The sequence below is a fragment of the Mesorhizobium sp. GbtcB19 genome, assembly GCF_019091085.1.
In the GTDB taxonomy this organism is placed as follows: Bacteria; Pseudomonadota; Alphaproteobacteria; order Rhizobiales; family Rhizobiaceae; genus Mesorhizobium.
The window spans coordinates 1-25,342 of sequence record NZ_JAGXJY010000037.1 but is presented as its reverse complement, the minus strand read 5'-3'; the positions used below and the strand labels follow the sequence as shown (position 1 = coordinate 25,342).

Here is a 25,342-nt window from a genome sequence, read left to right as displayed (position 1 = left end):
GATCAACGCGCTGGCCAAGGGCTTCGTGCTCGGACTTCCCGCCGATGTCGCCATCCGCGTCACCGACGATGGCGATTTTGATCGCTTCGATCGCCGCCGGCGTGGCGCGCGGGCCGAGTTGCGCGATCATCGAGTCCACCGGGCTCCCGGGCATCAGCCTGGGAAGGGTGAAGTTCACGACGATCGCGAACAGGAAGGCGACGAAATAGACGCCCAGCCGTCGCAGTGGAATCCGCATCTTGAAAATCCGCCCGTTATTGGACGGGCTTCAGGCGCAAGAGATGCATCAACCGCATGCGGTTGTTGTCGTGGTTCTCCGGGTTCATCACCGGCTCGTCCTTGGTCACCCAGCCGGTGAAGCGCTTGGTCGAATACTGATACCAGGTCGGACCGTTGAACACCGGCACGACGGGGAAATTGTCGGCGATGATCACCTGCACCTGGTCGAACAGCTTCTTGCGCTCGTCATCCGTCGTCGCCTTGCGATAGGCGTCGAACACCTTGTCGAGCTCGGGATTGGAGTAGCGAGAGTCCGCATGCACGATGCGCCCGGCGAACGCCGTCGACAGCGTCTGGTAATAGCCGCGGAACGGCGTCGGCCCGTCGGGGCGCGAGTTCATGACGGCGTCGAAAGACCCGTCGAGAAGCTGCTTCTGCCACTGCTCGTATTCGGGCGTCGCGACGGACGCGTTCACGCCGATCTTGCGCAGACCCTCGGTCGCGATCTGCACGGCGTCGATCCAGTCGGTCCAGCCGTTCGGGACGATGATGACGAAGGAGATCGGCTGTCCCTTCGGCGTGGTGCGGAAGCCGTCGGCGCCCTTCTTGTAGCCGGCATCGTCAAGCACCTTGTTGGCCTTGTCGATGTCGTAGGTCATCCAGACGTCCTTGTCGCCTTCGGCCGCCTTGTTGCGCCACGAGTCGAAGCGCGGCGGCAGGCCGCTGGCATGAAGGTTGACGACCGGATAGCCGAAGCCGGCGATGTCGACCATCGAGGTCCGATCCATCGCCAGGCTGAAGGCGTGACGGAAAGCGATGTCGTTGAAGGCTTCGGAATTGCCGGGCTTGTCTGTCTTCAGATTCATCTCGAAAGCGATCGTCTCGGCCGGCGGCTGCCAATAACCGTTATGGTCCTTGTCGAGCCCGACATAGGTCTTGTCGATCTCGGGCAGGAAAGAACCGATCCAGTCCATCTCGCCTTGCGGCAAGAGCGCTAGCATCTGGTCGTTGCCGGAAATCTGCGGCAGCTTCAGGCAGTCGATATGCAGGTCGGCCGCGTCCCAGTTATTCGGGTTGCGGCACTGCTCTTAGACCTGCGGCGTGATGTGGCGGATCTCGGTCATCGGTCCCGAGCCGACCGGCTTCTCGTTCTTGAAGGCGAGCGGATCCTTGATGTCCTTCCAGATATGCTCGGGCACGACTGGGAAATCGGCCAGCGATTCCGGGAAATGGGTGTCGACGTCCTTGAGGTTGATCTTCACCTCGGTCGGCGACGGCGCCTCGACGGAGGCGACGCTTTCGCCGACGCCGACAATGTCGACGGCCGGGTTCTTGAGCATCAGTTCCAGCGTGTATTTCATGTCGGCCGAGGTCAGCGGCTGGCCGTCCGACCATTTCACGCCGTCGCGCAGCGTGTAGGTGATCGACTTCAGATCGTCGGAGAATTTATAAGCCGTCGCCAGCCGGAAGATCGGCTTGCCGCTGTCATAGTCATTGAAGATGACCAGGGGCTCGTAGACGAAATCCATCGTGCTCTGGCGGCGCCCGCCGAGATCGAACGGGTTGAAGTTCTGCACCCAGCTCGTCTGCTCCTCGATATGCATGGCCAAAACGGATTCGGCCGCGGCCGGCTTCACGCCGGAGGCGAAGGCGAGCGCGGCGACGGCCGCGCCTGCGAGGGCAAAAAAATGGCGCCGGCTGAACCGCCCGCGCCCGGAATCCACGATTTTCGACGATTGTACGCGACCCAGCATCTTTCTCCTCCCTGAGCAGTCTGCCGTGATGTAAATCAAATTGATTTAATGCATGATGGGGTGCAGCCGTCAACCCTGGCTGTGGAAAGTTCGGGCGCTGATTCAGCTCGTTCCAGACGTGGTTCGGCGCATACAGGAGATTACAATCTCCGGTAGAAGAATTACTTCGCTCTTCTGAGCGGACACCAGCTTCGATTTGCCGCGAGTGTTAGCTGCTTCACAGTCAAGCTCGGCCTGACAGCACAAATTCCCGCTGTACTGATTTCATTTGCGAATACTTGTCGCCCTTGCCGCCGCATCGACATCGGAGCTTTCCCGTTGCCGGCCGCAAGGGCTCCGGGGGCATTTCCGATGCGGGTCTACGAGGCAATCGTGAAGGGCCTGGAAGGCATTGGCGTCGGCGCCGCATTCGGTGGCGCGGGCGAAAATGCCGCCGGGCTGATGCTGGCGCTGAAACACTCCAAGTCGATCCGGCCTGTGATCACCAGGCATGAACAGGCAGCATCCTTCATGGCCTGCGGCTATGCCATGTATTCGGGCCAGCTCGGTGTCTGCTTCGCCACCGCCGGCCCCGGCGCCTTCAACCTGTTTTCGGGCCTGGCCGTCGCCATGTCGGACTCCTATCCGGTGCTGGCGATCTCGGGCTTCGCCTCGCGCAAATGGACCGGCAAGGGCGCGCTGAACGAGACCTCGGGCGTCAGCCGCACCCCGGACTCGCAGGCGATGTTCGCCGCGACGACGAAGAAATCCTTCCTGCTCACCGATGCCGCCAAAACCTGCGACGTGCTTGAAGAAGCCGTCAACATCGCCTTCGAAGGCAGGCCCGGCCCGGTGCACATCCATGTGCCGGAGGATCTCACCGAACACGATGTGTCGGTCGACAATTTCCGCCCGATCGATCTTCAGGTGAAACCCGTCCTGCCCGATCCGGCGCGGGTGCTGGATGTCGCCGAAACGCTGGTGGCGGCGCTGGAGAAGGGCAAGAAGGTGCTTGCTCTGATCGGCTTCGGCGCGGTCAAGAGCGGCGCCAGCCTCGAATTGAAGCAGCTCCTCGAGCGCTATCAGATTCCGTTCGCCACCACGCTCGACGGCAAGGGCATCATCGCCGAGCGTCACCCGCTCTGCGTCGGCGTGTTCTGCGACAGCGGCCACAGCGCCGCCTGGAAGGCCTTCCTCGACGCCGACCTTGTGCTCGCCGTCGGCAATTCCTTCGGCCAGCACGCCACCTTCGGTTTTCGCGACGACCTCTTCGAGAATCGCAAGCTGGTCCACATCAACATCGACATCAACGAGATTGACAAGGTCTACAAGGCCGACGGCGCCATCATCGGCGACGCCAAACTGGCCGTCGGCGCGCTGCTCAACAAGATGTCGGACAAGCTCGAGCCGAGCGAGCCTGCGGACCGCGAAGCGACCGACTACAGCGACGAGCATATCCTGCATCTGACCGGCAAGATTCATCCCGGACAGTTGGCGCAGGCGTTGTCGAAACGCCTGCCCGACAATGCCATCGTGCTCGCCGATGCCGGCGCCCACCTCGCTTGGCTAGGCTATTATCTGCAGATTGCGCCCGGCCAGAATTTCCGCAAGCCCGGCGGCTTCGGGCCGATGGCCGGCAGCGTCAACGGCGCGCTCGGCGTCAAGCTCGCGCATCCTGACCGCCCGGTGATCGTCGGCTGCGGCGACGGCTGCTACCTGCTCTCCGGCTTCGAGCTGCTCACCGCCGTCCAGTACGACATCCCGGTGATCTGGATCGTCTTCAACAACAACGAGTTCCAGCTGATCAAGCTCTATCAGCTGCAATCCTACCAGGAATACGGCCTGGTCGATTTCGACAATCCCGACTATGTCGGCTTCGCCCAGGCCTGTGGCGCCAAGGGCTACCGCGTCGAGACGCTGGAAGAATTCGAAGCAGCGCTCGACGAAGCGCTGGCGCTCGGCAAGCCGGCGATCATCGACGCCCACATCACACGGCTGGCGCTGCCGCATTACAGCCCCTCGCCCGAGGGTCTTCTCAAGGGCCTTGGCGAGATGATCGAAAAACGCATTCGCCCGGATTGAAGCAATTCCAGGAAAAGTGCTGGGCGGTTTTCCGCCCGCAATTGCGTGAAACAAAAACAGGGAGGCAGCCTTGTTGACGCAACCAGAGAGGCAAGCCACGTCGAATTGGCGCGAGATACCGCAAGGCTCGGACGAGCAGGAGCGCCTGCTGTTCGAGAAGCTGGCGCAGGACATGATGCATGTCCAGCTGAAGACGAAGCAGCGCGCCAAGGCGGCAGGCATCCAGCGCGCCTTCCACGCCAAGCCGATCTTCGCCTCGATCGACGCGACGCTGCGCTTCAATGACGATCTTCCCGCAGAGCTCCGCGCCGGCTTCGCCCTGCCTGGAAAATCCTATCCGGCGATCGTGCGCTTCTCCAATGCGAACGGCTCGGGTCAGGCCGACTACAAGCCCGACCTGCGCGGCGTGGCGCTGCGGGTGAAGGTCTCGGACAAGGAGCAGCACGACCTGCTCGCGACCAACTTCCCGGTCTCGCATGCCCGCGATGCCAGGCAGTTCGTCGCCTTCGCCAAGGCGACCGCCGGCGGCACGATCGGCAAGATCGCCGGCCTCGTCGGCCTGGCCTTCCGCTTCGGCCCCGGCGAAGTTATCCGCATGCTGAAGAACGTCTCCACGGGGCGCAGGCGCAAGGTGCGCAGCGTCGCCCTGGAGACGTTCTGGAGCCGCGGCGCCATCCGCTGGGGCGAAACGCTTGCCGTGCGCTACCTGGTGCGTCCGGTGCCGAGCGCGGCGCCCGCGCCCGATCCCTCGACGACGGATGCAAGCTACCTGGCGAACGAGTTCGCGGCCCGGCTGGCGGCCGGCGATGTCCGCTTCGAGCTATGCCTCCAGCCCTTCGTCGACGAGCGCTCGACGCCGATCGAGGACACCGCCATCGAATGGACGGAAACCGTCTCGCCGCCGGTCAAGGTGGCGGAGCTGACCATCACCCAGCCGTCGGCCGGCACCTCCGAGGCCTTCACCAACACGAGGGTGATCGACGAGCTCGCCTTCAACCCGTGGAACACGACGGATGAATTCCGTCCGCTCGGCAATCTCAACCGGGCGCGCAAGGTCGTCTACGACGCAAGCGCCGCGCACCGCCTTGCCTATCGCTGGCGCACCGAGGCGCCGCTGCGCAACCGCCTGCTCAGCGGAATTGCGCGCCAGGCTTTCATGGTGATCAACCGCCGCATCGAATGGCACAAGCTGCCGCTCCGGCTCAGCCTGCTCAATCTCGACGCCTTCCGCTACGTGCTGCGGCAGCAGAACCTGATCAACACGGAAGTGGTCGAGGAGCCGCCGCAGGCGCGACCGGAGCCGCAGGCGCCGATTGCCGAGGAGGTGCGCCAGTCGCGCACCTATGACGGCAGCTACAACGACCTCTCGGTGCCGAAGATGGGCGCCGTCGGCGCCACCTTTGGCCGCAACCTGACACCGTCCTACAAGCCCGATCTGTTCGACACGCCGAACGCCGTCGAGGTGGCGCAGAAACTTCTGCATCGCGACACCTTTATCCCGGCGCGCTCGCTCAACATCCTCGCCGCCGCCTGGATCCAGTTCCAGGTGCATGACTGGGTGAACCATGCGCGCAATCCGCTCGGCAAGGACGACGTCGTTGTCCCATTGCCGCCCGGCATGAAGTGGACCAACGCCGTCGGCGGCAAGCCTGAGGACGTGATGCGCATTGCCGGTAACCAGGCGCTCGATCGTGGCCCCGGCCAGCCGCCGATCTATTTCGGCAACGCCGCCTCGCATTGGTGGGACGGCTCCGAGGTCTACGGCCCGACCAGCGCCAAGGCCAACATGCTGCGCGAGGGCGCCAAGATCAGGCTGGTCGACAACCATCTGCCGGTCGACATCCACGGCTTCGAGGTCACCGGCTTCAACGAGAGCTGGTGGCTGGGCCTGAGCGCCATGCACACGCTGTTCGCGCGCGAGCACAATCTGCTCTGCGACGAACTCAGGCTGCGCTACCGCAACTGGGACGACGAGCGCATCTACCAGACGGCGCGGCTCATCGTGTCGGCGCTGATCGCCAAGATCCACACGGTCGAATGGACGCCGGCGATCCTCGCAACGCGCGCCATCGAGGTCGGCCTGTCCAGCAACTGGAACGGCCCGCCGACCAATGACTGGGTGACGAAATTCGGCCTGTGGCTGCTCGACGAGCACGCTTCCGTCGGCATCCCCAAGACGATGCCGGACCACCACGCCGCGCCCTACTCGCTGACCGAGGATTTCACCACCGTCTACCGCATGCATCCGCTCTTACCGGACGATTATTGCTTCTACCATCACAGGTCGGGCGAGAAGATCGCGGAAAAAGGTTTCCTCGACATCCAGGGCGCAGGCGCCGACGACATCATGCGCAATTTCGGCCTGCGCAACACGCTCTATTCGTTCGGCATCGCCCATCCGGGCGCGATCGCGCTGCACAACTTCCCGAAGTCACTCCTGAAGCTCCAGCGCGACAATGAAATCATCGACCTCTCGGTCGTCGATATCGTGCGCACCCGGCGTCGCAGCGTGCCGCGCTACAATGATTTCCGCGCCGGCCTGCACCGCCCGCGCATCAGGAGTTTCGAGGAGGTCACGACCAGCCCCGAGGATGCGCGGCTGCTCAAGGAACTCTATGGCGACGTCGACAGGATCGACACCGTCGTCGGCCTGCTCTCCGAGCCGGCGCCGGCGGGCTTCGGCTTCAGCGACACCGCCTTCCGCATCTTCATCCTGATGGCCTCGCGCCGCCTGCAGAGCGACCGCTTCCTCACCGTCGACTACCGGCCCGAAATCTATTCGCCCTTCGGCATCGACTGGATCGCCAACAACGGCATGACCAGCCTGATCCTGCGCCACTGTCCAGACCTCGCCTCGGTGCTGCCGCGGACGCAGAGCGCGTTCGCGCCGTGGCGACCGATCGTGCCGGCATCGACCAACCCGGCGATGGCGGGAGCAAAGCCATGACCGCGCCACTCAAGCAAACCTCGGCCGCAAACGGCAGCATCGCTTCCGGGCTCGATCAGCTTTTGAAGCGGCCGCTCATCGAGACGATCTTCCGCCGCCGCACGCATCGCGTCAGCCAGGGCAGTTCGGTACTGGCGGGCAGCATGAGCTACGTGTCGCAAGAGCCGCGCGAGCCGCTGTCGGAACTCGAGGAAGCCGTGCTGATCGCCATGACCGGCTGCACCGGGCTGACCATGCCCGACCGGCCCTTCGAGGATCCGGCGACCAAGCAGCCGATCATGGCCAAGCCCAACCTCACCATGGCCGGCCGCACCGCCGGCAGTCCCGACAATGCGCAAGGCACGCATTTCTTCCTGATCAACGACTCAGGCACCTATTTCCTGCGCAAGCTGCCGCCGCCCGCCGACGGCAACACGGCGTTCACGCCGGAGCGGCTGATCGAGCGCGCACGCGAAGCCAAGGTGCGCATCCTCGACAGACGGCTCGACGTCGCCGAAGGCAAGCGCGACTTTCCCGCCTATCTCGATTCCAACCGCTTCCTGTCGAACCTGCCGGGCACCACCATCCTGCTGCCCGTCGTCGATCTCTCGCGCCAGTACATCAACGGCATGATGTACTTGCTGACCCAGCCGGACGGCGCGCGTCCCAACATCGTCGACGACCGTAATTTCTACCGTTCGGCCGGCGTCAAACGCTGGGTGAAGAACGGCTTCCTCAACAAGGATCTGAAGATCCCGCTCGGCGCCATCGGCTCGCTGCGCACGCAGATCGAAGCGGACCTGCTGTTACAGAACATCTTCCTCGTTGCCGATGCCATGGGCCTTGGCGCGTGGATCCACGGCTCGATCAGCCCGCCGGTGCTCGTCGGCGATCCGAAATTCTCAAAGACCTACGGCCCGATGCTCGGCTTCGATGTCGAGGTGCCGCGCTGGCGCCTGATGGACATTTTGCGCTGGCAGATCCCGCTGCCGAGATACTCGAACCTGCGCAGCAATCCGATCGGCCTGCGCTTCAAGGGCGAGCATCTGATCAAGGGCATGTCACCGCCTTATTACGACACGATGGCCGACGCCGTCGCCGAGGTGGTTGAGGCAAAGTTCGGCAAGAACGGTGTGTTCTCGGATGAAAAACTGTTCGCCGAAATCTACAAGGGCGACTACGGCCATCGCTATCTCAGCGAGGCGGCCGTCTACACGCAGGACGTCATCGACTGCGTGCGCGACATCTGCACCTACATCTACAAGACCCATGGCCGCTTCCCGGCGCATTGCGACGCCATCCATGTACCGGGCATCTGGCTACAGGTGCACCATGTCGATGTCGGCTACTATCAGCGCTTCTTCCGCAACGGCCTGACCGACGCGCATCTCAATCACGCGCGCGACTGGCACTAGGTGCGTTGATATCGAGGTGAGACGGCCTGACCTGAATCTCACCCCACCCTAGAGCGTCCCGCTATCAGCGCGTCTGGCGCCCTGCCAGGCGTTCGAGCCCGAGCAGCAGGACCAGCGTTGCCGCCACCAGGATTATGGTCAGCGCCGCGCCCGCGAAGACATCGCCGCGATCGGTCAGCGAGAAGATCGAGACCGGCAGCGTCACCCAGCCCGGCGGGTAGACCATGACGGTGGCGCCGAGCTCACCCATCGACAGCGCGAAGCTCAAGCCGAAAGCGGCGACCAGATAGGGCGCAAGCAAAGGCAGAGTAACGTGCCAGAGCCTGTAGGCCGGACGCGCCCCGAGGCTCGACGCTACCTGCTCGAAATCGGGCGAAAGCCGCGCCAGCCCGGCCGAGACATTGCCGAAGGTGAAGGCCGAGATCAGCACGAAATGCGCGACCATGACGATGGCGATGGTGCCGTTGAGAAGCAGCGGCGGATGGCTGAAGGCGACCAGCAGGCCAAGGCCGACGGACACCGAAGGCACCGCGCTTGGGATGAAGAACAGCACGCCCAGCACCCTGGCTAAAGTTGCGTCCTGGATACGCAGCGCAAGCGCCGCCCAGGTGCCGCTGACCAGCGCCAGCGCGCTGGCCAGGAAGCCCGTGATCAGGCTGGCTTTCACCGCTTTCCACGCCGCGCCCTGCGCAACATCGGTGTAGTGCTCAAACGTCAGCCCACTCGGCAAAACGCCGTTCCATTGGTCGGCCAGGCTCGACAGCAGGATGACCGCGAGCGGCGCCAGGAACAGCACGCCGAACACCAGCGCGAAGGCTGCCCAGATCAGCATGCGACCGGAGCGCGACCAGACCAGCATCGCTACACCCCCAGGCGGCCGGCGGCGAAGCGGTAGAGGCCGAACAGCCCCAGCGACAGCGCGATGTTGATCACCGCAATGATGCAAGCAACCTGATAGGCCGATTCCTGGATCGCCTTGCTGTAGATCAGCAGCGGCAGGGTGATGACCCCCTTGGCGCCGATGAACAGCACGATGCCGAACTCGTTGACCGTCAAGAGCAGGCAGAGGCTGCCGCCGGCGATCAGCGCTGGAACGGCGGCGGGCAGGATGACCTGGCGCACGATGCGGAACGGCCGCGCGCCAAGCACGCTCGCCGCTTCGATCTGGCCGCGGTCGACCAATGAGAAGGCGGCGAGCAGCGGTCGCAGCACGAAGGGCGAGTAGACGGTGACCTCGGCCAGGACGACGCCCCAGGTCGAGTAGAGGAAATCGACGGGCGGCGCCTGCAGCGAGAACACTTCCATCAATCCGGCATTGAGCATGCCGGCCGAACCGTAGATGAAGGTGAAGGCAAGCGTCACCAGGAAGGTCGGCAAGGCGATGAAGGTATCGATCAGTCGCGCAATGACGCCGCTGCCGGGAAACGGCACGAAGGCGAGAATCAGCCCCAGCACCAGCCCGACGATCAGGCATCCGGCCGTCGCCGCGACCGAGATGGTGATGGTGTTGATGAGCGCGTTGAGAAAGAAGCGCGCATGCAGCACGCGGACGAACTCTGCGACATTGGCCATGCCGCTGTCGTCGAGGAAGGCCTGCTGGACGATCAGCGCCAGCGGATAGAAGAACAGCAGCGCCAGCAGCGCCGCCGGCGGCACGATCCAGAACCGGCCGGGCGCTCTTCTCGCTGCCGGCGTGGCGGGAAGGACGGCCGCGTCAGCCACGGACGTCTTCCGGAACGAGCGAGGTATCGCCGGGCGTGAAGAACAGCGGCATCGCCGAGCCGCGCTCCGGCAGGCTGACCGGAAGCCTGGTCGCGGAGACGCGCACCGGCGTGCCGTCGACATCGAGCACCAGATGCGTCAGCTCGCCTTGCCAGTGCACTTCCTTCAGCGTGCCGACGATCCTGTTGGTGTGCTCCTCGTCGCCCGTGAGGCTGAGATGTTGCGGCCTGATACAAAGCAGGGTCCTGTCGCCAGGCTTCTCACTGCGTCCCGCACCGGCAAGCACGGCATCGCCGAGCTTCGCCTTGGCGAGGCCCTTCGGTCCGGCTGCACCCTCGGCAACGGTGACCGGCAAGAGATTGGCTCGGCCGAGGAACTCGGCGGTGAAGCGGTTCGGCGGCCGGCGATAGAGTTCGGTTGTCGGCCCGTGCGAGGACACCCTGCCGTCGCGCATGATGGCGATCTTGTCGGCAAGCGTCAGCGCTTCGGTCTGGTCGTGGGTGACATAGAGGATCGTCAGGCCCGGCAGGTCGCGATGCAGCTTGGCGATCTCCTCGACCATGTTGCGCCTTATCTGCGCGTCGAGCGCCGACAACGGCTCGTCAAGCAGCAGCACGCGCGGCCTGACCGCAAGCGCGCGGGCAATCGCGACACGCTGCTGCTGGCCGCCGGAAAGCTCGCGCGGATAGCGCTTGGAGAAGCCCGACATGCCGACGGTCGCGAGCGAGTCTTTGACGCGCTCGCCGATCAGCGCCTTGTCGGCGCCCTGGGCCCTGAGCCCGAAGGCGACATTGTCCTCGACCCGCATATGCGGGAACAGCGCGTAATTCTGCACCACCATGCCGAGCCCGCGCTCATAGGGCGGCAGGTCGGTGACGTCGGTGGCGCCGATGCGGATGCGGCCGCTTGCCGGCCTGACGAAACCGGCGACGGCCCGAAGCGCCGTCGTCTTGCCGGAGCCTGAGGGCCCGATCATCGCCAGGATCTCGCCCGGCGCGATATCAAGCGTCAGCGGGTGCAAGACGACATGCGCGCCATAGGCGACGCTGACCTTGTCGAAGTGGACATTGGAGCCGGCGCCGCGAATTTTCGCGGCGTCGACGTCCATGACATTGCTTCCCGTGAAAGCGGGCACCGACATGGCTGGTCCTCCGGATTGGGTCACCAGGAGATCAACTTCCCGTCGCTTCGTTCCACTTCTTGACGTAGTCGGGCAGCTTGGTCAGCGCGTCATCCCAGTTCGGCGACCAGATGGTCACGCCCTTCATCGCCTCCTGCGCCTTGGCGAAATTGGCGTCGTCCGGCTTGACGTCCTTGCGGGCCGGAAGGCCGAGCGCGACCGAGCTCACCGTCGACTGCGCTTCCTTGGACAGCAGGAACTCGATCAGCTTCTTGCCGTTGTCGCTGTTCGGCGCGCCGGTGACCAGGCCGATTTCATAGGGCAGCGCGAAGGTCGACCGGGTGCCGTCCGGGCCGGCGGGCCAGAACACCTTGATGTTGGGATTGTCGGCCATCTGCGACATGTTCATCTGCAGGTCGCCATTGGCGACATGCAGCTCACCCTTGTTGACCAGCGCGGTCAGCTTGCCGGTCGAGGCAGACGGGCCGACATTGTTGTCCTGCAGCTTCTTCATGAAGCCGAAGCCGGCGTCCTCGCCGCCGAAGGCGTGGATGATCTGCAGCATCACGGCGGTGCCGTCACCAGCCTGGCCGGGCGTCGAATACTGGATCTTGCCCTTGAACTTCGGATCGAGCAGGTCGTCATAGCTCTTCGGCGCTTCCGAGAGCGCCGAGGCGTTGTAGATGAAGTTCATGTAGTTGTTGACCAGCGGCCGGTACTTGTCGGTGCCACCGTCGACCTGGTCGGAACCTTCGGGCTTGAAATCTTGCAACAGGCCGTCGGCGGCGGCACGCTGGATGAAGGGCGGCAAGGTCACCAGGACGTCGGCCTGGGGGTTCGACTTCTCCTTGGCGACGCGTTCGACGACACCGCCCGAACCGCCTTCGATATACTGCACGGTGATGCCGGTCGCCTTGGTGAAGGCGGCGAATTCGGTCTCGTACCAGCTGCCGTTGCCGTCATGCAGGCCGTCGGCCGAATAGATGGTGACGACGCCGTCGGCGAAGGCCGGCGCGACGAGCGCAGACGAGCCGAGCAGCGCCGCGGCGAAGGTTATGGCTATGGCAAGATTTCGCGATTTCATGGTCAGTTCCCCTTTGGTGGAAGGCACATCCTGCGACGCACTCTTGGTGGCGCTGACTGATCCGCTACGGGCGGCTTGGCGCTGGTGCATGTCGTCGTTGTGTCAACTTTGGAGGTCGCCAATCGATAAGTAAAATCTATTTATCTTATGATAAGCAAGTTTCCTCTGATATTTGTCACGGAACTGTCGCATGTCCATTGCGGGCGCGTTTTGCCGGCGCGCCCGGTTTCGCTTCTTTGCGGAAATAGCTGATTTTTCAGCGGAATTCGACGCCCACAATCTGCGCTCGCAAACGCGGATCGTGCGAGCGGATCGTCACCGGCCGGCCTTGGAGCACCTCGAAACAGCGAGCCAAGGTGTCGTCCTCGAGCCGGCGCATCGCCTCATGCGTGAAGAAGGTGAGATGCGGAAACAGGATCACATTGTCGCGATTGAAAAGCGCGCTCATCGGATGGCCGGACCTCGCCAGCGGCTCCAGCGAATAAACGTCGAGCCCAACGCCGCCGATCCGCCCGGCAACGACCGCTCCGACAAGTGCCTCCTCGTCGAGCAGCGCGCCGCGCGAGACGTTGATGAGGATGGCCGAAGGCTTCATGCAAGCGAGTTCTTGCCTACCGATCAGGCCGCGCGTCTGATCGTTGAGCACGCAGTGGATCGAGACGAAGTCGCAGAGCCGCAGCATGGCATGCAGATCATCGACCTTCTCGACGCCCGCTGCCTGCATCGTCGCGGCGTCGACGCCGGGGTCGAAGCCGAGCACCCGCGCCCGAAACCCCTGCCCGGCCATGCGCGCCATGCTGCGGCCGATCCTGCCGCAGCCGACCAGGCCAAGTGTCGATCCAGAAATGTCGCGACCGAGCCAGCGCTGCTCCGGCCACACCCAGCCCTCGCGCGCAACCGCCGCGGTGATCGCCGGCAGCCGCTTTGCCAAAGCGATCATCAAAGCGAAAGCGCCCTCGGCGACCGTCTCTTCGGCATATTCGGGAACATTGACGACGGGAATGCCGCGCCGCATCGCCGCCTTTATGTCGATGGCATCGATGCCGACGCCATATTTGACGATGCCCTTAAGGTTGCGCGCCGCCTCGATGACGCGCGCTGTGATCGGCGTATAGCACATCAGGATGAGGTCGGCGTCGGCGGCCGCCGTCATCAGCTCGGCTTCCGGGATGCCGTCGGGCAGCGTCACCAGCTCGACGCCGCGCCCCCTGAGGCCCGCATCGATGCCGGGGCATTCGAGCTCCCTGTCGGTGCGGACGACCTTCATCCCGCTCAGGCCGCCAGCACGGCGGCCTCGACGATGTCGAGCGCATGGTCGAGATCGGTGCGTGAAATCACCAGCGGCGGTGACAGCGTCAGCACATTGCCCTGGCTGATCTTGAAGCTCAGCCCTTCATCGAGGCAACGATAGTAGATCTTCTCGGCAAGCGCATGCGCCGGTGCGCGGCTCGCTCTGTCCTCGACCATCTCGACGCCGATCATCAGCCCCCTGCCCCTGACGTCGCCGATAAAAGGCGAGCGCTGCATGAGGTCGTTCATGCGCGCCAGCGCGTAGGCGCCAAGCTCGGCCGAACGTTCGACAAGGCCTTCCTCGCGGATGATGGCGATGGTGGTCAGCGCGGCGCGCGCGGTGACGGGATTCTTCTCATGCGTGTAGTGGCCGATCGCATAGTCGCCGGCGACATCGAGGTCACGCCGCGCGATTACCGAGGCGATCGGCAGGATGCCGCCGCCGAGCGATTTGCCGAGCACGAGGATGTCGGGCGTGACGCCGTCATGCTCGGAGGCGAAGAATTTTCCGGTCTTGCCGAGCCCGGTCGGGATTTCGTCGAAGATCAGCAGCGTGCCGTGCCGGTCGCAGGCTTCGCGCACCGCTTTCCAGAAGCCCGGCGCCGGCACCAGCGGCGTCGCGCGCATCGGCTCGGCGATGAAGGCGGCGAAATCGCCTTCGCGGCCCAGCACGTAAGAAATCATGTTGGCGCAAGCGCGGGCGGACTCCTCCAGCGAATTGGTGCCGTACGGACAATTATGCGGCGCCCAGGGCGCGACATGCTCGGTGCCGGGCAGCAGCGGCCCGGCAATGCCGGAGCGGAACGTCGCCTCGCCGCCGACGCTGGACGCGCCGAAGCCGGCGCCGTGGAAAGCATCCCAGAACGACAGTGTCTTGAACCTGCCCGTCGCCGCGCGCGCCAGCTTCAGCGACACCTCGATCGCGTCCGAGCCGCCGGTCGTGAACAGCACCTTGCCGAGGTCTCCCGGCGCCAGCCCGCCGAGCGTCTCGGCCAGCTCGACCGCCGGCTCGCAGGTGAAGCGGCGCGGCGAGAACGGCAATTCGTCCATCTGCCTGGCGATGGCTTCCTTGAGTCGCGGATGGCCGTAGCCGATATGGTGGACGCTGTTGCCGTGGAAATCCATGTAGCGGCGCCCGGCCGTGTCCTCGATCCAGATGCCTTCCGCCTTGGCGATGGCAGAGACGCAAGGGCTGGACAGGCTCTGATGGAGGAAGGCTTCGGCGTCGCGGCGCAACAGCTCCTGCGACGGCGCATGGCTCTGCCTGGCGCTCCACTCCTGCCGCGCCGCGGCCCTGTTGGATTCGCCTTCGGTATGAATGAGCGTCATTGGCCGAACAACTCCGTTATGGTCTCCTCGCCGAGCCCGAAACCGGTGCTGGCGCCGGTGCCGCTGGTGACGATCACCAGCCGCACGTCGTCACGCGGGCTATCGCGCAGCACGGCATTTTTGGCCGAAGCGTAGCTGCCGGTCCAGCGCGCCAGCACGTCCGGAACTTTTCCGAACAATGTCCTGAATTCATTGAGGATCAGCTGGTCGACAGCTTCCGATCCAAAAGGATCGAGCGACAGCCCGTAATGATGGGAGTCGCCTACGACGAGCGAACCGTCGGCGCTCTGCACGACGATCAGATGCACGCCGTTGGCCAGAGCCGCTCCGCGCTCCTCGGTCAGTTTCTGCCGCAGCGCGCCGGCCTCCGGCACAGAAGCGAAGCCGACATAGCGCAGCAGGCTGAGGTCCGACATCAGCGCCGAGTGAAGCTTGAAGCCGGGGTCGGCCAGCCGCAGCATCTGCAGCTTGCAGCGCTGCAGGCCGTGCCTGGCGATCAAATTCGGATAGAGCGACGAAAAATCGTCGCCGGGACAGACGACGACCTTTCGCGCATGGACACGTCCCGCACTGGTTTCGACGAAGGGCGGCGCGATCTCGGTCACCGATACGCCGGTGCGGAAGACGACGCCATGTTTCTGCGCCAGGAACGATGCCAGCCGCGGCAGCACTTCGCGCGACTCCACCCGCAACTCGAACGGGCTGTAGAGGCCGCCGATGATCGCTTTCTCGTCGAGGCCGGCCTGTTGCGCGGCTGCTTCCCGCGCCGTTAGCAGCTTGCACTCCGCGCCATGCTCGCCGGACTTGAAGGCCTCGAGCAGCGCCAGCGCTTCCGGCCGCTGTGCCGCGATCAGCTTGCCGCGATGCAGGATGTCCAGCCGCGCCTCGTCCGCCAGCTCGAGCCAGATTTCGCGGCTGCGTTCCGCTAAGCGGCGCGACGGCCCGGGCTCCTGCCCTGTGACGACGACGAGGCCAAAATTGCGGATCGAGGCGCCATTCGCTTTCTGGTCGCGGTCGATGACGACAACGTGCAACCCACGCCGCGCCGCTGCAAGAGCATGTGCCAGCCCAAGGATGCCGGAGCCGACCACGGCGAGGTCAAAGCTGTCCTTCACGGCGCTTACCAGGGCAGGGAGAAGGTCTTGACGTTGGTGTAGCTCTTCATCGCCTCGATGACGCCTTCCTTGTAGCCGTTGCCGGAGTCCTTGATGCCGCCGAACGGGCTCATCTCGATGCGGTATCCCGGCACTTCCCAGATGTTGACAGTTCCGACCTTCAAGCCCGTGATGTATTTCTGCATGCGGCGGAAGTCGTTGGTGCAGACGCCCGACGACAGGCCGAACGCCGTCGAGTTCGACAGCGCGATCAGCGCCTCGTCATCGTCCGGCGCGCGCACGATCGGCACGATCGGCCCAAAGGTCTCTTCCATCACCAGCTCGGACTGGTGCGGCACGCGGTCGACGACGATCGGCGGCAGCAACGCGCCTTTGCGGCCCGGATTGTAAAGCACCTCGGCGCCCTGCTCCGCCGCCATATGCACGCGCCTCTCGAACAAGGCCGCCGCCTTCTCGTGCACCACGGTGCCGAGCTGGGTGGCCAGGTCGCGCGGATCGCCGAATTTGATCGCCTTGGCCCGCTCCAGCACCATCGGCACGAAACGATCGGCGACCTTCTCCTGCACCAGGATGCGCTTGACCGCCGTGCAGCGCTGGCCGGAATTTTTCGTGGCGCCTGCGACCGCGAGATCGGCCGCCTTGGCCAAATCCTCGTCCGAAAGATCGTTGAGCACGATCAGCGGATCGTTGCCGCCGAGCTCCAGCACCTGGCGCTTGTAGCCCGCCTTCGACGCGATCATCTTGCCGACCGGCACGCCGCCGGTGAAGGTGATCAGGTCGAAGTTGGGATTGGTGATCATCTCGTCACCAATATCGGCCGGCCATCCGGTGACCACCGACAGCATCTCCGGCGGCAGCCCGGCCTCATAGAGGATGTCGGCCAGCATCAGCGCCGTGATCGGCGTCAGCTCCGTCGGCTTGACCACGACGCAATTGTTGGTGGCGATCGCCGGCGCTACCTTGTGCGAGACCATGTTGAGCGGATGGTTGAACGGCGTGATCGCCGAGATCGCGTTGAGCGGCTCGCGGATGGTGAAGATTTTTCTCTGCTTGCCGTGCGGGGTGAGATCGCAGGAGAAGATCTGCCCGTCGTCCTGGATGGCCAGCTGACCGCTGAGGGTGAAGACATCGAAGGCGCGTCCGACCTCGTAGAGCGAATCCTGCTTGGAGATGCCAAGCTCCAGCGTGATGAGATCGGAAAGTTCATCCTTGCGGGCATTGAGCAGCTCGGCGGTCTTGAGCAGAATCTTCTGCCGCTCATAGCGCGTCAGCTTCGGCTGGTAGGCGGCCGCAATCTCGAAGGCGCGCCGCGCATGCTCCGCCCCGCCCGCCGGCACGGTGCCGATGACGGTATCGTTCCAGGGGAAGCGCACCTCCAGCCTGCGCTCGGCGTCGACCTTCTCGCCGGCAATGCGCATCGGCTCGTGGCGGACTTTGATGGCGGGATCGAGTTGGGTCATGGGGTTAGTTCCATCTTGGATGCGTTGCGGGGATCGACCCCCACTCCGGCCCTTCGGGCCACCTCTCCCCCGATCGACGGGGGAGAGGAAATCAGTCAGCGCCCTATTGCTCCAATTCCAACAGCGCGGCATTTCAGCCAAAAAGCACGGCGGATCGCCCTGGCGCCTTTCCTCTCCCCCGTCGATCGGGGGAGAGGTGCCGGGCGAAGCCCGGCGGAGTGGGGGTCGACAGCGCCCAACCTCACGCCTGCGCCGCCGCCATCGTCGCATAGTAGAACGCATCGAAATTGCGCAAGCTCGGCTCGTTCGGCAAATCCGGCAGCACGCGATTGACGATGAACGGCACCTCTTGCTCGGTAAGCCCGCCATGCGAGCGTAGCGGCTCATCCAGCGCCGCCAGATTGTGCCGGTGCTCCGAAGTGCCGATCGTCTTGTTCTCACCCGAGATCAGGATGATGTCGCCCATGCGGTCCTCGGGCAGTTCGAAGCGAGCGCAGCCCTCCTCGCGGCCGAGCACCAGGATGATGTCCTCGACCTTGCGCAGCTTTTCCATCACCGCCTCGCGGTCCGTGCCCTTGGGAAGGTAGGCGGTGGCGAAGGAGCCGAGCGCGCCGTGATGCACGACGTAAGGATCGGTGATCGGCAGGATGACCCTTGCCGCATCCTTGCCCAGCCACTCGTCGAGAAGATCCTGGACATAGACGACATTGGGCGAGCCGTCGGCATGATGCTTCGGCTTCATGCCGTGGTCGGCGGTGACGACGATCGCCGCGCCCAGCGCGTCGAGCTCGACCAGGTACTTGTCGAACATCTCGTAGAAGGCGTTGGCCTGGGGCACACCCGGCGCATATTTGTGCTGCACATAGTCGGTCGTGGTGAGGTACATCACGTCCGGCCGGAATTCCTTCAGCAGCTGCACGCCGGCAGCGAAGACGAATTCCGACAGCTCGGCCGAATAAACCTCCGGCACCGGCAGGCCGAAATGCTTCGAGGCATTGTCGATGCCGTGCTCGGCCAAGCTCGTGGTGTCCGACTTTTCGGCCGAGAAGCACATCGCCCTGCCGTCGTCGAACCTCAGCCCCTTGCCGAGCAGCGCCCTGAGCTTGTCCTTGGCCGTCACCACCGCCACCTTGGCGCCGGCATCGTAGAAGGCCTGGAACACCGACGGCGCGCGCAGGAATTTCGGATCGTTCATCATCACCTCCTCGCCCGTTTCCGGGCTGTAGAGGTAGTTGCCGCAGATGCCGTGCACCGCCGGCGGCCGGCCGGTGGCGATCGACAGATTGTTCGGGTTGGTGAAGCTCGGGATCACCGAATGGGCAAAGCGCACCGTGCCCTTCTTCTTGATCCTTTCCAGCGCCGGCATCAGCCCTGCCTTGATCGCTTCATCGAGATAGGCCGGCTCGCAGCCGTCGAGGCAGATGGCGATGGCCGGCACGCGCGGCCAGGCATAGGAACGGCCGTTGGCCGTGACATTGACGGGAGACATCTGGTTCATCGTAGACCTCAAGACTTCAGGCGGCGAGCTTGGCGCGCTCGGCGATAGCGGCGGGGGACGGGGCGGCGGTATCGACGCCCATTTCGGCGAGCGACTGGGCGGCTGCTTCGACCACGCGGCGCATAACGTGCTCGTCCATCTGGCCGATGCAGCCGATGCGGAAGGAGTCCACCACCGTGAGCTTGCCCGGATAGATGATGAAGCCCTTGTCCTTCATCAGTTCGTAGAAGCGGTCGAAGGCGAAATTCCGGTGCGCCGGGTTGAAGAAGGTGACGATGATCGGCGACAGCCAGCGGTCCTTGAGCAGCGTCTCGAAGCCGAGTTCGCGCATGCCGGCCACCATGACATCGCGGTTACGCGTGTAGCGTGCACCGCGTCCGGCGACGCCGCCTTCGGCCTCATGCAGGCGCAGCGCCTCAAGGAAGGCCGCAACGACATGCGTTGGCGGCGTGTAGCGCCACTGTCCGGTCTTGTTCATGGCGGCCCATTGCGCATGGACGTCGAGCGACAGCGAATGGCTGCGGCCCTTCGCGGCCTCCAGCTCGCTCTTGCGGGCGATGACGAAGCCGAAGCCGGGCACGCCCTCGATGCATTTGTTGGCGGACGACACCATCGCCTCGTAGCGGATCTCGTTGACATCGAGCGGGATGGCGCCGAAGGCGCTCATGGAGTCGACCAGCAATTTGCGGCCATTGGCATAGACGGCTTCCGAAATCTCGGCGACCGGATTGAGGATGCCCGAGCTGGTCTCGCAATGGATGGCGATGACATGCGTGATCGCGGGGTCGGCCTTCAGCGCCGCCGCCACCTCGTCGCCGCGCGGCGGCAGGTAGTCGCCCTTGTCGATCAGCGTGTAGGCGCGGCCGATATACTGCATCGTCTGCGCGGCGCGCAGGCCGTAGGCGCCGTTGGCCAGCACCAGCACCTTGCCGTCCTTCGGCACGAAGGAACCAAGCATGGCCTCGACACAGAAGGAGCCGCTGCCTTGCATCGGCACGCAGTCGAACTCGTCGCGAGTGTCACCCGTCAGCGCCAGCAGGCGGCGGCGCAATTCGGCCGTCATGGCGCGGAAATCGCCGTCCCAGGAGCCCCAGTCGCGCAGCATCGCCTGCTTGACCGCATAAGAGGTGGTGAGCGGTCCAGGCGTCAGCAGGTAGGGTTCGCCAAGCGCCGGCGCATCCAACGGCTTTGTTGCCGCAAATTTCGTCTCAGCGCGCATGCCGCCCTCCCACGTCGATCCTGTCACTGGAATATGACACGCATTCTCGGCGGGCATGACATATTTGTAAAATCGTTATTTTGTATTGATGTATCGATCTGATCGATGCTACGAACTCGGGCCATAAGCGCCGCCACGGGAGCCATCCGAATGCGCTACGTCCAGCTCAGGGCCTTTCACCAGGTCGCCATCTCAGGCGGTTTTTCGCGCGCCGCCGAAGCGCTGTTCCTGACCCAGCCGGCAATCTCCGACCAGGTGCGCAAGCTCGAGGAAGAGTATGACGTGCTTCTGTTCAACCGGAACAAGAAGCAGGTAACGCTGACCACGCAAGGCCAGAGGCTGCTCGAGATCACCCATCGTATGTTCGAGACGGAGCAGCAGGCGTTGGAGCTGCTGACGGAATCGCGCGCGCTGCGCGCCGGCACGCTGCGCATCGTCGCGGATGCGGCCCACCACCTTCTGCACATCCTCGGCGCCTTTCGCGCCCGCTATCCCGGCGTCCAGGTCTCGCTGCGCTCCGGCAACACCGAAACCGTGATCAGCAGCCTCTACAGCTATGACGCCGACATCGGCGTGCTGCCCGAAGTTCCAGCGGGCCGCGATTTCGAGATGCTGAAGCTCAACTCGACCCCGATCATCGCTTTCGTGTCCGCCGGCCATGCACTGTCGGGTAAGAAGTCATTGACGCTGAGACAGCTGGCGCAGGAACCGCTGGTGATGCGCGAGCGCGGTTCCAAGACGCGCAAGAAGCTGGAGGATCTCGCCGCGGCCTTGGGCATCGAGCTCAGGCCCGCGATCGAGGCCGAAGGCCGCGAGGCGGTGCGCGAGATCGTCGCTTCCGGCGCCGGAGTCGGCTTCGTCTCCGCGGCCGAGTTCGGTCACGATTCGCGGTTGGCTGAGATCGCGATCGACGCGCCCGAAACGCTGATGGACGAAGCGCTGATCTGCCTGCGCGAACGCAGCGGCGGCAAGCTGGTGCGCGCCTTCCTCGACATGGCCAGGTCTATGTCCGGAGATTGAGCCCGGTTCTTACGGAACCTCGTCAGCCCTGCGGGTGAACTTGCGGCAGCGCCGCGTCGAGCGAGCGCTCGAACGCATCGAGCAGCGTGTCGATCTGCGCCTCGGTGATGATCAGCGGCGGACAGAAGGCAATCGCGTCGCCCATGTTGCGCGAGATGACGCCGTTCTGCTGCAGAAAGCCGTTGACCAAAGCGCCGAGCGCGGCCGGCTTGCCCCAGGGCGCCTTGCTTGCCTTGTCGGCGACCAGCTCGACCGCAGCGATGAGGCCGACGCCGCGCACCTCGCCCACCAGCGGATGCGAGGCGAGCCGGCGCAGCCTTGCCTGCAGATGCGCGCCGACCTTGCGGGCATTGCCGACGAGGTCGCGCTCCTCGATCAGCTTGATGTTTTCCAGCGCGACCGCCGCCGCGACCGGATGACCGCCGCCGGTGAAGCCATGGCCGAAGGTGCCGATGCGGTCGCTCTCGTCGGCGATCGGCTCGAACACACGGTCGTTGATGAGCAACGCCGAGATCGGCAGGTAGGACGAGGAAATCTGCTTCGACAGCACCATGATGTCGGGGCGCATGGCGAAGGTCCGCGAGCCGAACATCTCGCCGGTCCGGCCGAAGCCGCAGATCACTTCGTCGGCCACGAGCAGAATGCCGTATTTCGACAGCACCGCGTGGATCTTCTCCCAGTAGCCGGCGGGCGGAACGATGACGCCGCCGGCGCCCATGACCGGCTCGCCGATGAAGGCCGCGATCGTTTCAGGACCCTCGGCAAGGATGAGCTTTTCCAATTCGTCGGCGAGCCGCGCCGAGAACTGCTCCTCGCTCTCGCCCGGTTGTGCGTCGCGCCAGTGATGCGGCGTCGCGGTGTGCAGGATGTTGGCGATCGGCAGGTCGAAGGAAAGATGATTGTTGGGCAGGCCGGTCAGGCTCGCCGAGGCGATGGTGACGCCGTGATAGCCGCGCTTGCGGCTGATGATCTTCTTGCGCGCCGGCTGTCCGAGCGCGTTCGAGCGATACCAGATCATCTTGATCGCGGTGTCGTTGGCCTCGGAGCCGGAATTGGTGAAATAGGCCTTGCTCATCGGCACCGGCGCCATCTGCACCAGCTTCTCGGCCAGGTCGATCAGCGGCGCATGCGCCTTCGAGCCGAAATCGTGATAGAAGGGCAGCTTCGACATCTGCCTTGTCGCGGCGTCCACCAGCCGCTTTTCCGAAAAGCCGACGGCGACGCTCCACAGGCCAGCCATCGCCTCGATATAGCGGTTGCCGGCGATGTCCTCGACATAGACGCCGTCGCCCTTCTCGATCACCAGCGGCCCCGTTTCCTGATGCTTGCGGGCATTGGTATAGCCATGCATGTGATAGCGGATGTCGCGGGCTTCGGGGGAATTCGGTCTGGCGTCCATCGTGCTGGCTCCTGTCTGCAGGCGTCCAAGGCGGGAAGCAGGACTGCCTCTTTGATCGAGGAGTCCAAAAATCCGCCTTGCATTGTGGCGGTTGATGCCTCATCGCGCTGGCTGACCGCAAGTGCCGCGATGCCGGGATCGATAGCGCCAACAGCCTCGGCGCGGCAGCGATGTGCGGGACCGGCAGCAGGACCAGGGCATGGAACAGGTTGATTGCATCATCGCGGGCGCCGGCGTGATCGGTCTGGCGATCGCGCGCGCACTGGCCGCGCGGGGTCTCGAAACGCTGATCCTCGAAGCGGCGGACGCGATCGGCACCGAAACCAGCTCGCGCAATTCCGAGGTGATCCATGCCGGCCTCTATTACCCGCAAGGCTCGCTGAAGGCGCGTCTGTGCGTGGCAGGGCGCGACATGCTCTACCGCTACTGCGCCGAGCGTTCGATCCCGCACCGGCGCTCAGGTAAGCTGATCGTCGCGACCGAGGCGGCGCAGGAGCCGGTGCTCGCCACCATTCGCGCCAGCGCCGCGGCCTGCGGTGTCGAGGATCTGCGCGTCCTCTCTGCCAAGGAGGCGCAGGCGCTGGAGCCGGCGCTGCATTGCACAGCGGCCCTGCTCTCGCCCTCGACCGGCATTGTCGACAGCCACGGGCTGATGCTCGCCTTGCTCGGCGATGCCGAGGAGAGCGGCGCAATGCTCTCGCTCAACACCCGTATTGTCTCGGGCCGCACCGAGGCAGGCCGGATCGTGCTGCGGACGACGGACACGGCGAGCGGCGAAGAGTTCGAGATCGCGGCATCGCGCCTCGTCAACGCGTCTGGCCTCGGCGCGGTCGCCTTGGCCGGCTCGCTCGAAGGGTTCGACCGACGATTCCTGCCGACGCTTCGCTACGCCAAGGGCAATTATTTCTCGGTCGCCGGGCGCGCGCCCTTTTCACATCTCGTCTATCCCGTGCCCGAGCCTGGCGGGCTCGGCGTCCATCTGACCCTCGACCTTGCCGGCACCGCCCGTTTCGGACCGGATGTCGAATGGAAGGACACCATAGACTACCGCGTCGATCCGGCGCGCGGCGAACGTTTCTATGCTGAAATCCGCAAATACTGGCCCGATCTGGCCGATGGCAGCCTGCAGGCGGCCTATAGCGGCATCCGGCCGAAGCTGTCAGGCCCGGGCGAGGCCAACAGCGATTTCGTGATCCAGGATGCTGCGACGCATGGCGTCGACGGCCTGGTTAACCTGTTCGGCATCGAGAGTCCCGGCCTGACCTCCAGCCTGGCGATCGCCGACCATGTGGCGCGTCTCCTCGCGCCTTAAATCACCCCAGGCGCGCGGCGTGCCATCTCAGATGGTCGTCCATGAAGGTCGAGATGAAATTGTACGAATGGTCGTAGCCGTCCTGCATGCGTAGGGTGAGATCGATGCCAGCCTTCTTGCAAGCCTCTTCGAGCAGCCATGGCCGAAGGCCGTCCTGCAGGAAGCCGTCCGCGGTGCCCTGGTCGACCAGGAATTCCGGGAAGCGCTTGCCGTCCTCGATCAGCAGCGTCGTGTCAGAGGCGCGCCAGGCTTTTTCGTCCGGTCCCAGATATTTCTCGAAGGCCGGTCGCGACCAGCCGGCCGTCGACGGCTGCACGATCGGCGCGAAAGCCGAGCAGCTCTTGAACCGCTCCGGGTTCTTCAGCGCGATCGTCAGCGCGCCGTGTCCGCCCATCGAATGGCCGAAGATCGCCTGGCGTGACATGTCGACCGCGAAGTTCGCGGCAACGAGCGCCGGCAATTCCTCGGTGATGTAGGAGTACATGCGGTAGTTCTTGGCATAAGGCTGCTCGGTGGCGTCGAGGTAGAAACCGGCACCGCAGCCGAACTGCCAATTGTCCTTCTCGTCGGGAACGTCCGGCCCTCGCGGGCTGGTGTCGGGACAAACGACGACGAGCCCAAGCTCGGACGCCAGGCGTCGATACTCGCCCTTGTCCATGACGTTTGCGTGCGTGCAGGTAAGGCCGGACAGATACCACAGGACCGGGAGCGGCCCATCCTTGGCCTGCGGCGGCACGAAGACGGCAAAGGTCATGTCGCAGGCGCAAACCTCCGAAGCGTGCGAATAGACGCCCTGGATGCCGCCATGCGATTTGGAGGTGGAAACGACCTTCATCCGTTGTGCCTCTTGTCTGAAAAATCCTGAACCGGCATAGCCGCCGGCGCCCGCCCCCGCAACCTGGCACACCAGGTCAGACGCGAATTTCAGACCGTGAACCGGGAACGGTAGTCCTGCGGCTTGACAGCGAGCAGTCGCATGAAGCTGCGGCGCATCGTTTCCTCCGAGCCGAAGCCGCAGCGCTGCGCGATACGCTTGACCGGCAGGCGCGTCTCCGACAGTTGGCGCCGCGCCGCCTCGACCCGCAGCCGCTCGATCGCGCGTGCAGGGGTTTGCCCCGTCGCCTCCGCATAATGGCGGCTGAAACTGCGCTCGCTCATGCCAGCCTGGCCCGCCAGGACCGCGAGCGAAAGATCGTCGCCGAGATGATTGTCGATCCAATCATGCAGTGCGCCGAACCGGTCGTCGGCGGCCTGTAACGCCAAGGCGGCGCTGAATTGCGCCTGTCCGCCGGAACGCTTGAGGAAGACAACCATATAGCGGGCCACGGCGAACGCCGTCTGGCGGCCGAGGACCTCCTCCACCTGCGCCAGCGCAAGGTCGGTGCCGGCCGGCACATCG

General features: G+C 64.5%; 18 protein-coding genes and 2 pseudogenes. 5 read left to right on the top strand and 15 right to left on the bottom strand.

The window, feature by feature from the left end; all coding sequences use genetic code 11:
* A pseudogene (locus KVT37_RS30850) lies at window positions 1-238 on the bottom strand (hypothetical protein); the annotation flags it as partial.
* 16 nt (window positions 239-254) lie between these two features.
* Window positions 255-1,823: pseudogene (locus tag KVT37_RS30845) on the bottom strand (ABC transporter substrate-binding protein).
* Between the two features lie 501 nt (window positions 1,824-2,324).
* Between KVT37_RS30845 and KVT37_RS30840 the strand changes: the two are divergent.
* From KVT37_RS30840 to KVT37_RS30830, 3 genes are all read left to right on the top strand, one after another.
* A complete protein-coding gene (locus KVT37_RS30840; RefSeq protein WP_217578798.1) occupies window positions 2,325-4,034 on the top strand; it encodes a thiamine pyrophosphate-binding protein in 1,710 nt (569 codons plus the stop codon).
* A 70-nt stretch (window positions 4,035-4,104) separates the two neighbouring features.
* Window positions 4,105-6,981, top strand: a complete 2,877-nt coding sequence (locus KVT37_RS30835; RefSeq protein ID WP_254634372.1) for a peroxidase family protein — start codon at window positions 4,105-4,107, stop codon at window positions 6,979-6,981.
* On the top strand, window positions 6,978-8,375 hold the full coding sequence (locus KVT37_RS30830) for a hypothetical protein (protein WP_217578797.1): 1,398 nt from the start codon (window positions 6,978-6,980) through the stop codon (window positions 8,373-8,375). The genes KVT37_RS30835 and KVT37_RS30830 overlap by 4 nt, the downstream gene beginning before the upstream one ends.
* Window positions 8,376-8,439: 64 nt before the next feature.
* Here KVT37_RS30830 and KVT37_RS30825 read toward each other — a convergent pair whose 3' ends face one another.
* The 10 genes from KVT37_RS30825 to KVT37_RS30780 form a co-directional block, all read right to left on the bottom strand.
* A complete protein-coding gene (locus KVT37_RS30825; RefSeq protein ID WP_217578796.1) occupies window positions 8,440-9,234 on the bottom strand; it encodes an ABC transporter permease subunit in 795 nt (264 codons plus the stop codon).
* A gap of 2 nt (window positions 9,235-9,236) precedes the next feature.
* Entirely contained in the window at window positions 9,237-10,097 is an 861-nt protein-coding gene (locus KVT37_RS30820) for a 2-aminoethylphosphonate ABC transporter permease subunit (RefSeq protein ID WP_308642799.1), read from the bottom strand.
* Entirely contained in the window at window positions 10,090-11,238 is a 1,149-nt protein-coding gene (locus KVT37_RS30815; RefSeq protein ID WP_217578795.1) for an ABC transporter ATP-binding protein, read from the bottom strand. Before KVT37_RS30815 ends, KVT37_RS30820 begins: the two co-directional genes overlap by 8 nt.
* A gap of 31 nt (window positions 11,239-11,269) precedes the next feature.
* The gene (locus tag KVT37_RS30810) at window positions 11,270-12,301 is read right to left on the bottom strand and encodes a 2-aminoethylphosphonate ABC transporter substrate-binding protein (protein ID WP_217578794.1); all 1,032 of its coding nucleotides are present in this window, start codon (window positions 12,299-12,301) and stop codon (window positions 11,270-11,272) included.
* Window positions 12,302-12,557: 256 nt separating this feature from the next.
* Window positions 12,558-13,568 (bottom strand): 2-hydroxyacid dehydrogenase, encoded by a 1,011-nt coding sequence (locus KVT37_RS30805; RefSeq protein WP_217578793.1) that lies wholly within the window; start codon window positions 13,566-13,568, stop codon window positions 12,558-12,560.
* Between the two features lie 5 nt (window positions 13,569-13,573).
* Window positions 13,574-14,920 (bottom strand): aspartate aminotransferase family protein, encoded by a 1,347-nt coding sequence (locus tag KVT37_RS30800; RefSeq protein WP_217578792.1) that lies wholly within the window; start codon window positions 14,918-14,920, stop codon window positions 13,574-13,576.
* Window positions 14,917-16,035, bottom strand: coding sequence for a TIGR03364 family FAD-dependent oxidoreductase (locus tag KVT37_RS30795; protein ID WP_217578791.1), 1,119 nt, complete (start codon window positions 16,033-16,035; stop codon window positions 14,917-14,919). The genes KVT37_RS30800 and KVT37_RS30795 overlap by 4 nt, the downstream gene beginning before the upstream one ends.
* Before the next feature lie 5 nt (window positions 16,036-16,040).
* Window positions 16,041-17,495 (bottom strand): phosphonoacetaldehyde dehydrogenase, encoded by a 1,455-nt coding sequence (phnY, locus tag KVT37_RS30790; RefSeq protein ID WP_217578790.1) that lies wholly within the window; start codon window positions 17,493-17,495, stop codon window positions 16,041-16,043.
* A gap of 241 nt (window positions 17,496-17,736) precedes the next feature.
* Window positions 17,737-18,993, bottom strand: coding sequence for a phosphonoacetate hydrolase (phnA, locus tag KVT37_RS30785; protein WP_217578789.1), 1,257 nt, complete (start codon window positions 18,991-18,993; stop codon window positions 17,737-17,739).
* Between the two features lie 16 nt (window positions 18,994-19,009).
* Complete coding sequence (locus KVT37_RS30780) at window positions 19,010-20,212, bottom strand: 2-aminoethylphosphonate--pyruvate transaminase (RefSeq protein WP_217578788.1); 1,203 nt, start codon at window positions 20,210-20,212, stop codon at window positions 19,010-19,012.
* Between the two features lie 150 nt (window positions 20,213-20,362).
* Here KVT37_RS30780 and KVT37_RS30775 point away from each other — a divergent pair, with 150 nt between their 5' ends.
* Entirely contained in the window at window positions 20,363-21,232 is an 870-nt protein-coding gene (locus tag KVT37_RS30775) for a LysR substrate-binding domain-containing protein (protein ID WP_217578787.1), read from the top strand.
* A 22-nt stretch (window positions 21,233-21,254) separates the two neighbouring features.
* On the opposite strand, the gene KVT37_RS30770 is transcribed toward KVT37_RS30775, so the two are convergent.
* Entirely contained in the window at window positions 21,255-22,631 is a 1,377-nt protein-coding gene (locus tag KVT37_RS30770) for an aspartate aminotransferase family protein (protein WP_217578786.1), read from the bottom strand.
* A 199-nt stretch (window positions 22,632-22,830) separates the two neighbouring features.
* Here KVT37_RS30770 and KVT37_RS30765 point away from each other — a divergent pair, with 199 nt between their 5' ends.
* The gene (locus KVT37_RS30765; RefSeq protein ID WP_217578785.1) at window positions 22,831-23,943 is read left to right on the top strand and encodes an NAD(P)/FAD-dependent oxidoreductase; all 1,113 of its coding nucleotides are present in this window, start codon (window positions 22,831-22,833) and stop codon (window positions 23,941-23,943) included.
* 1 nt (window position 23,944) lies between these two features.
* On the opposite strand, the gene fghA is transcribed toward KVT37_RS30765, so the two are convergent.
* Window positions 23,945-24,778 (bottom strand): S-formylglutathione hydrolase, encoded by an 834-nt coding sequence (gene fghA / locus KVT37_RS30760; protein ID WP_217578784.1) that lies wholly within the window; start codon window positions 24,776-24,778, stop codon window positions 23,945-23,947.
* A gap of 89 nt (window positions 24,779-24,867) precedes the next feature.
* Window positions 24,868-25,342: GlxA family transcriptional regulator (locus tag KVT37_RS30755; RefSeq protein WP_217578783.1), on the bottom strand; the 475-nt coding region annotated here is incomplete at its 5' end.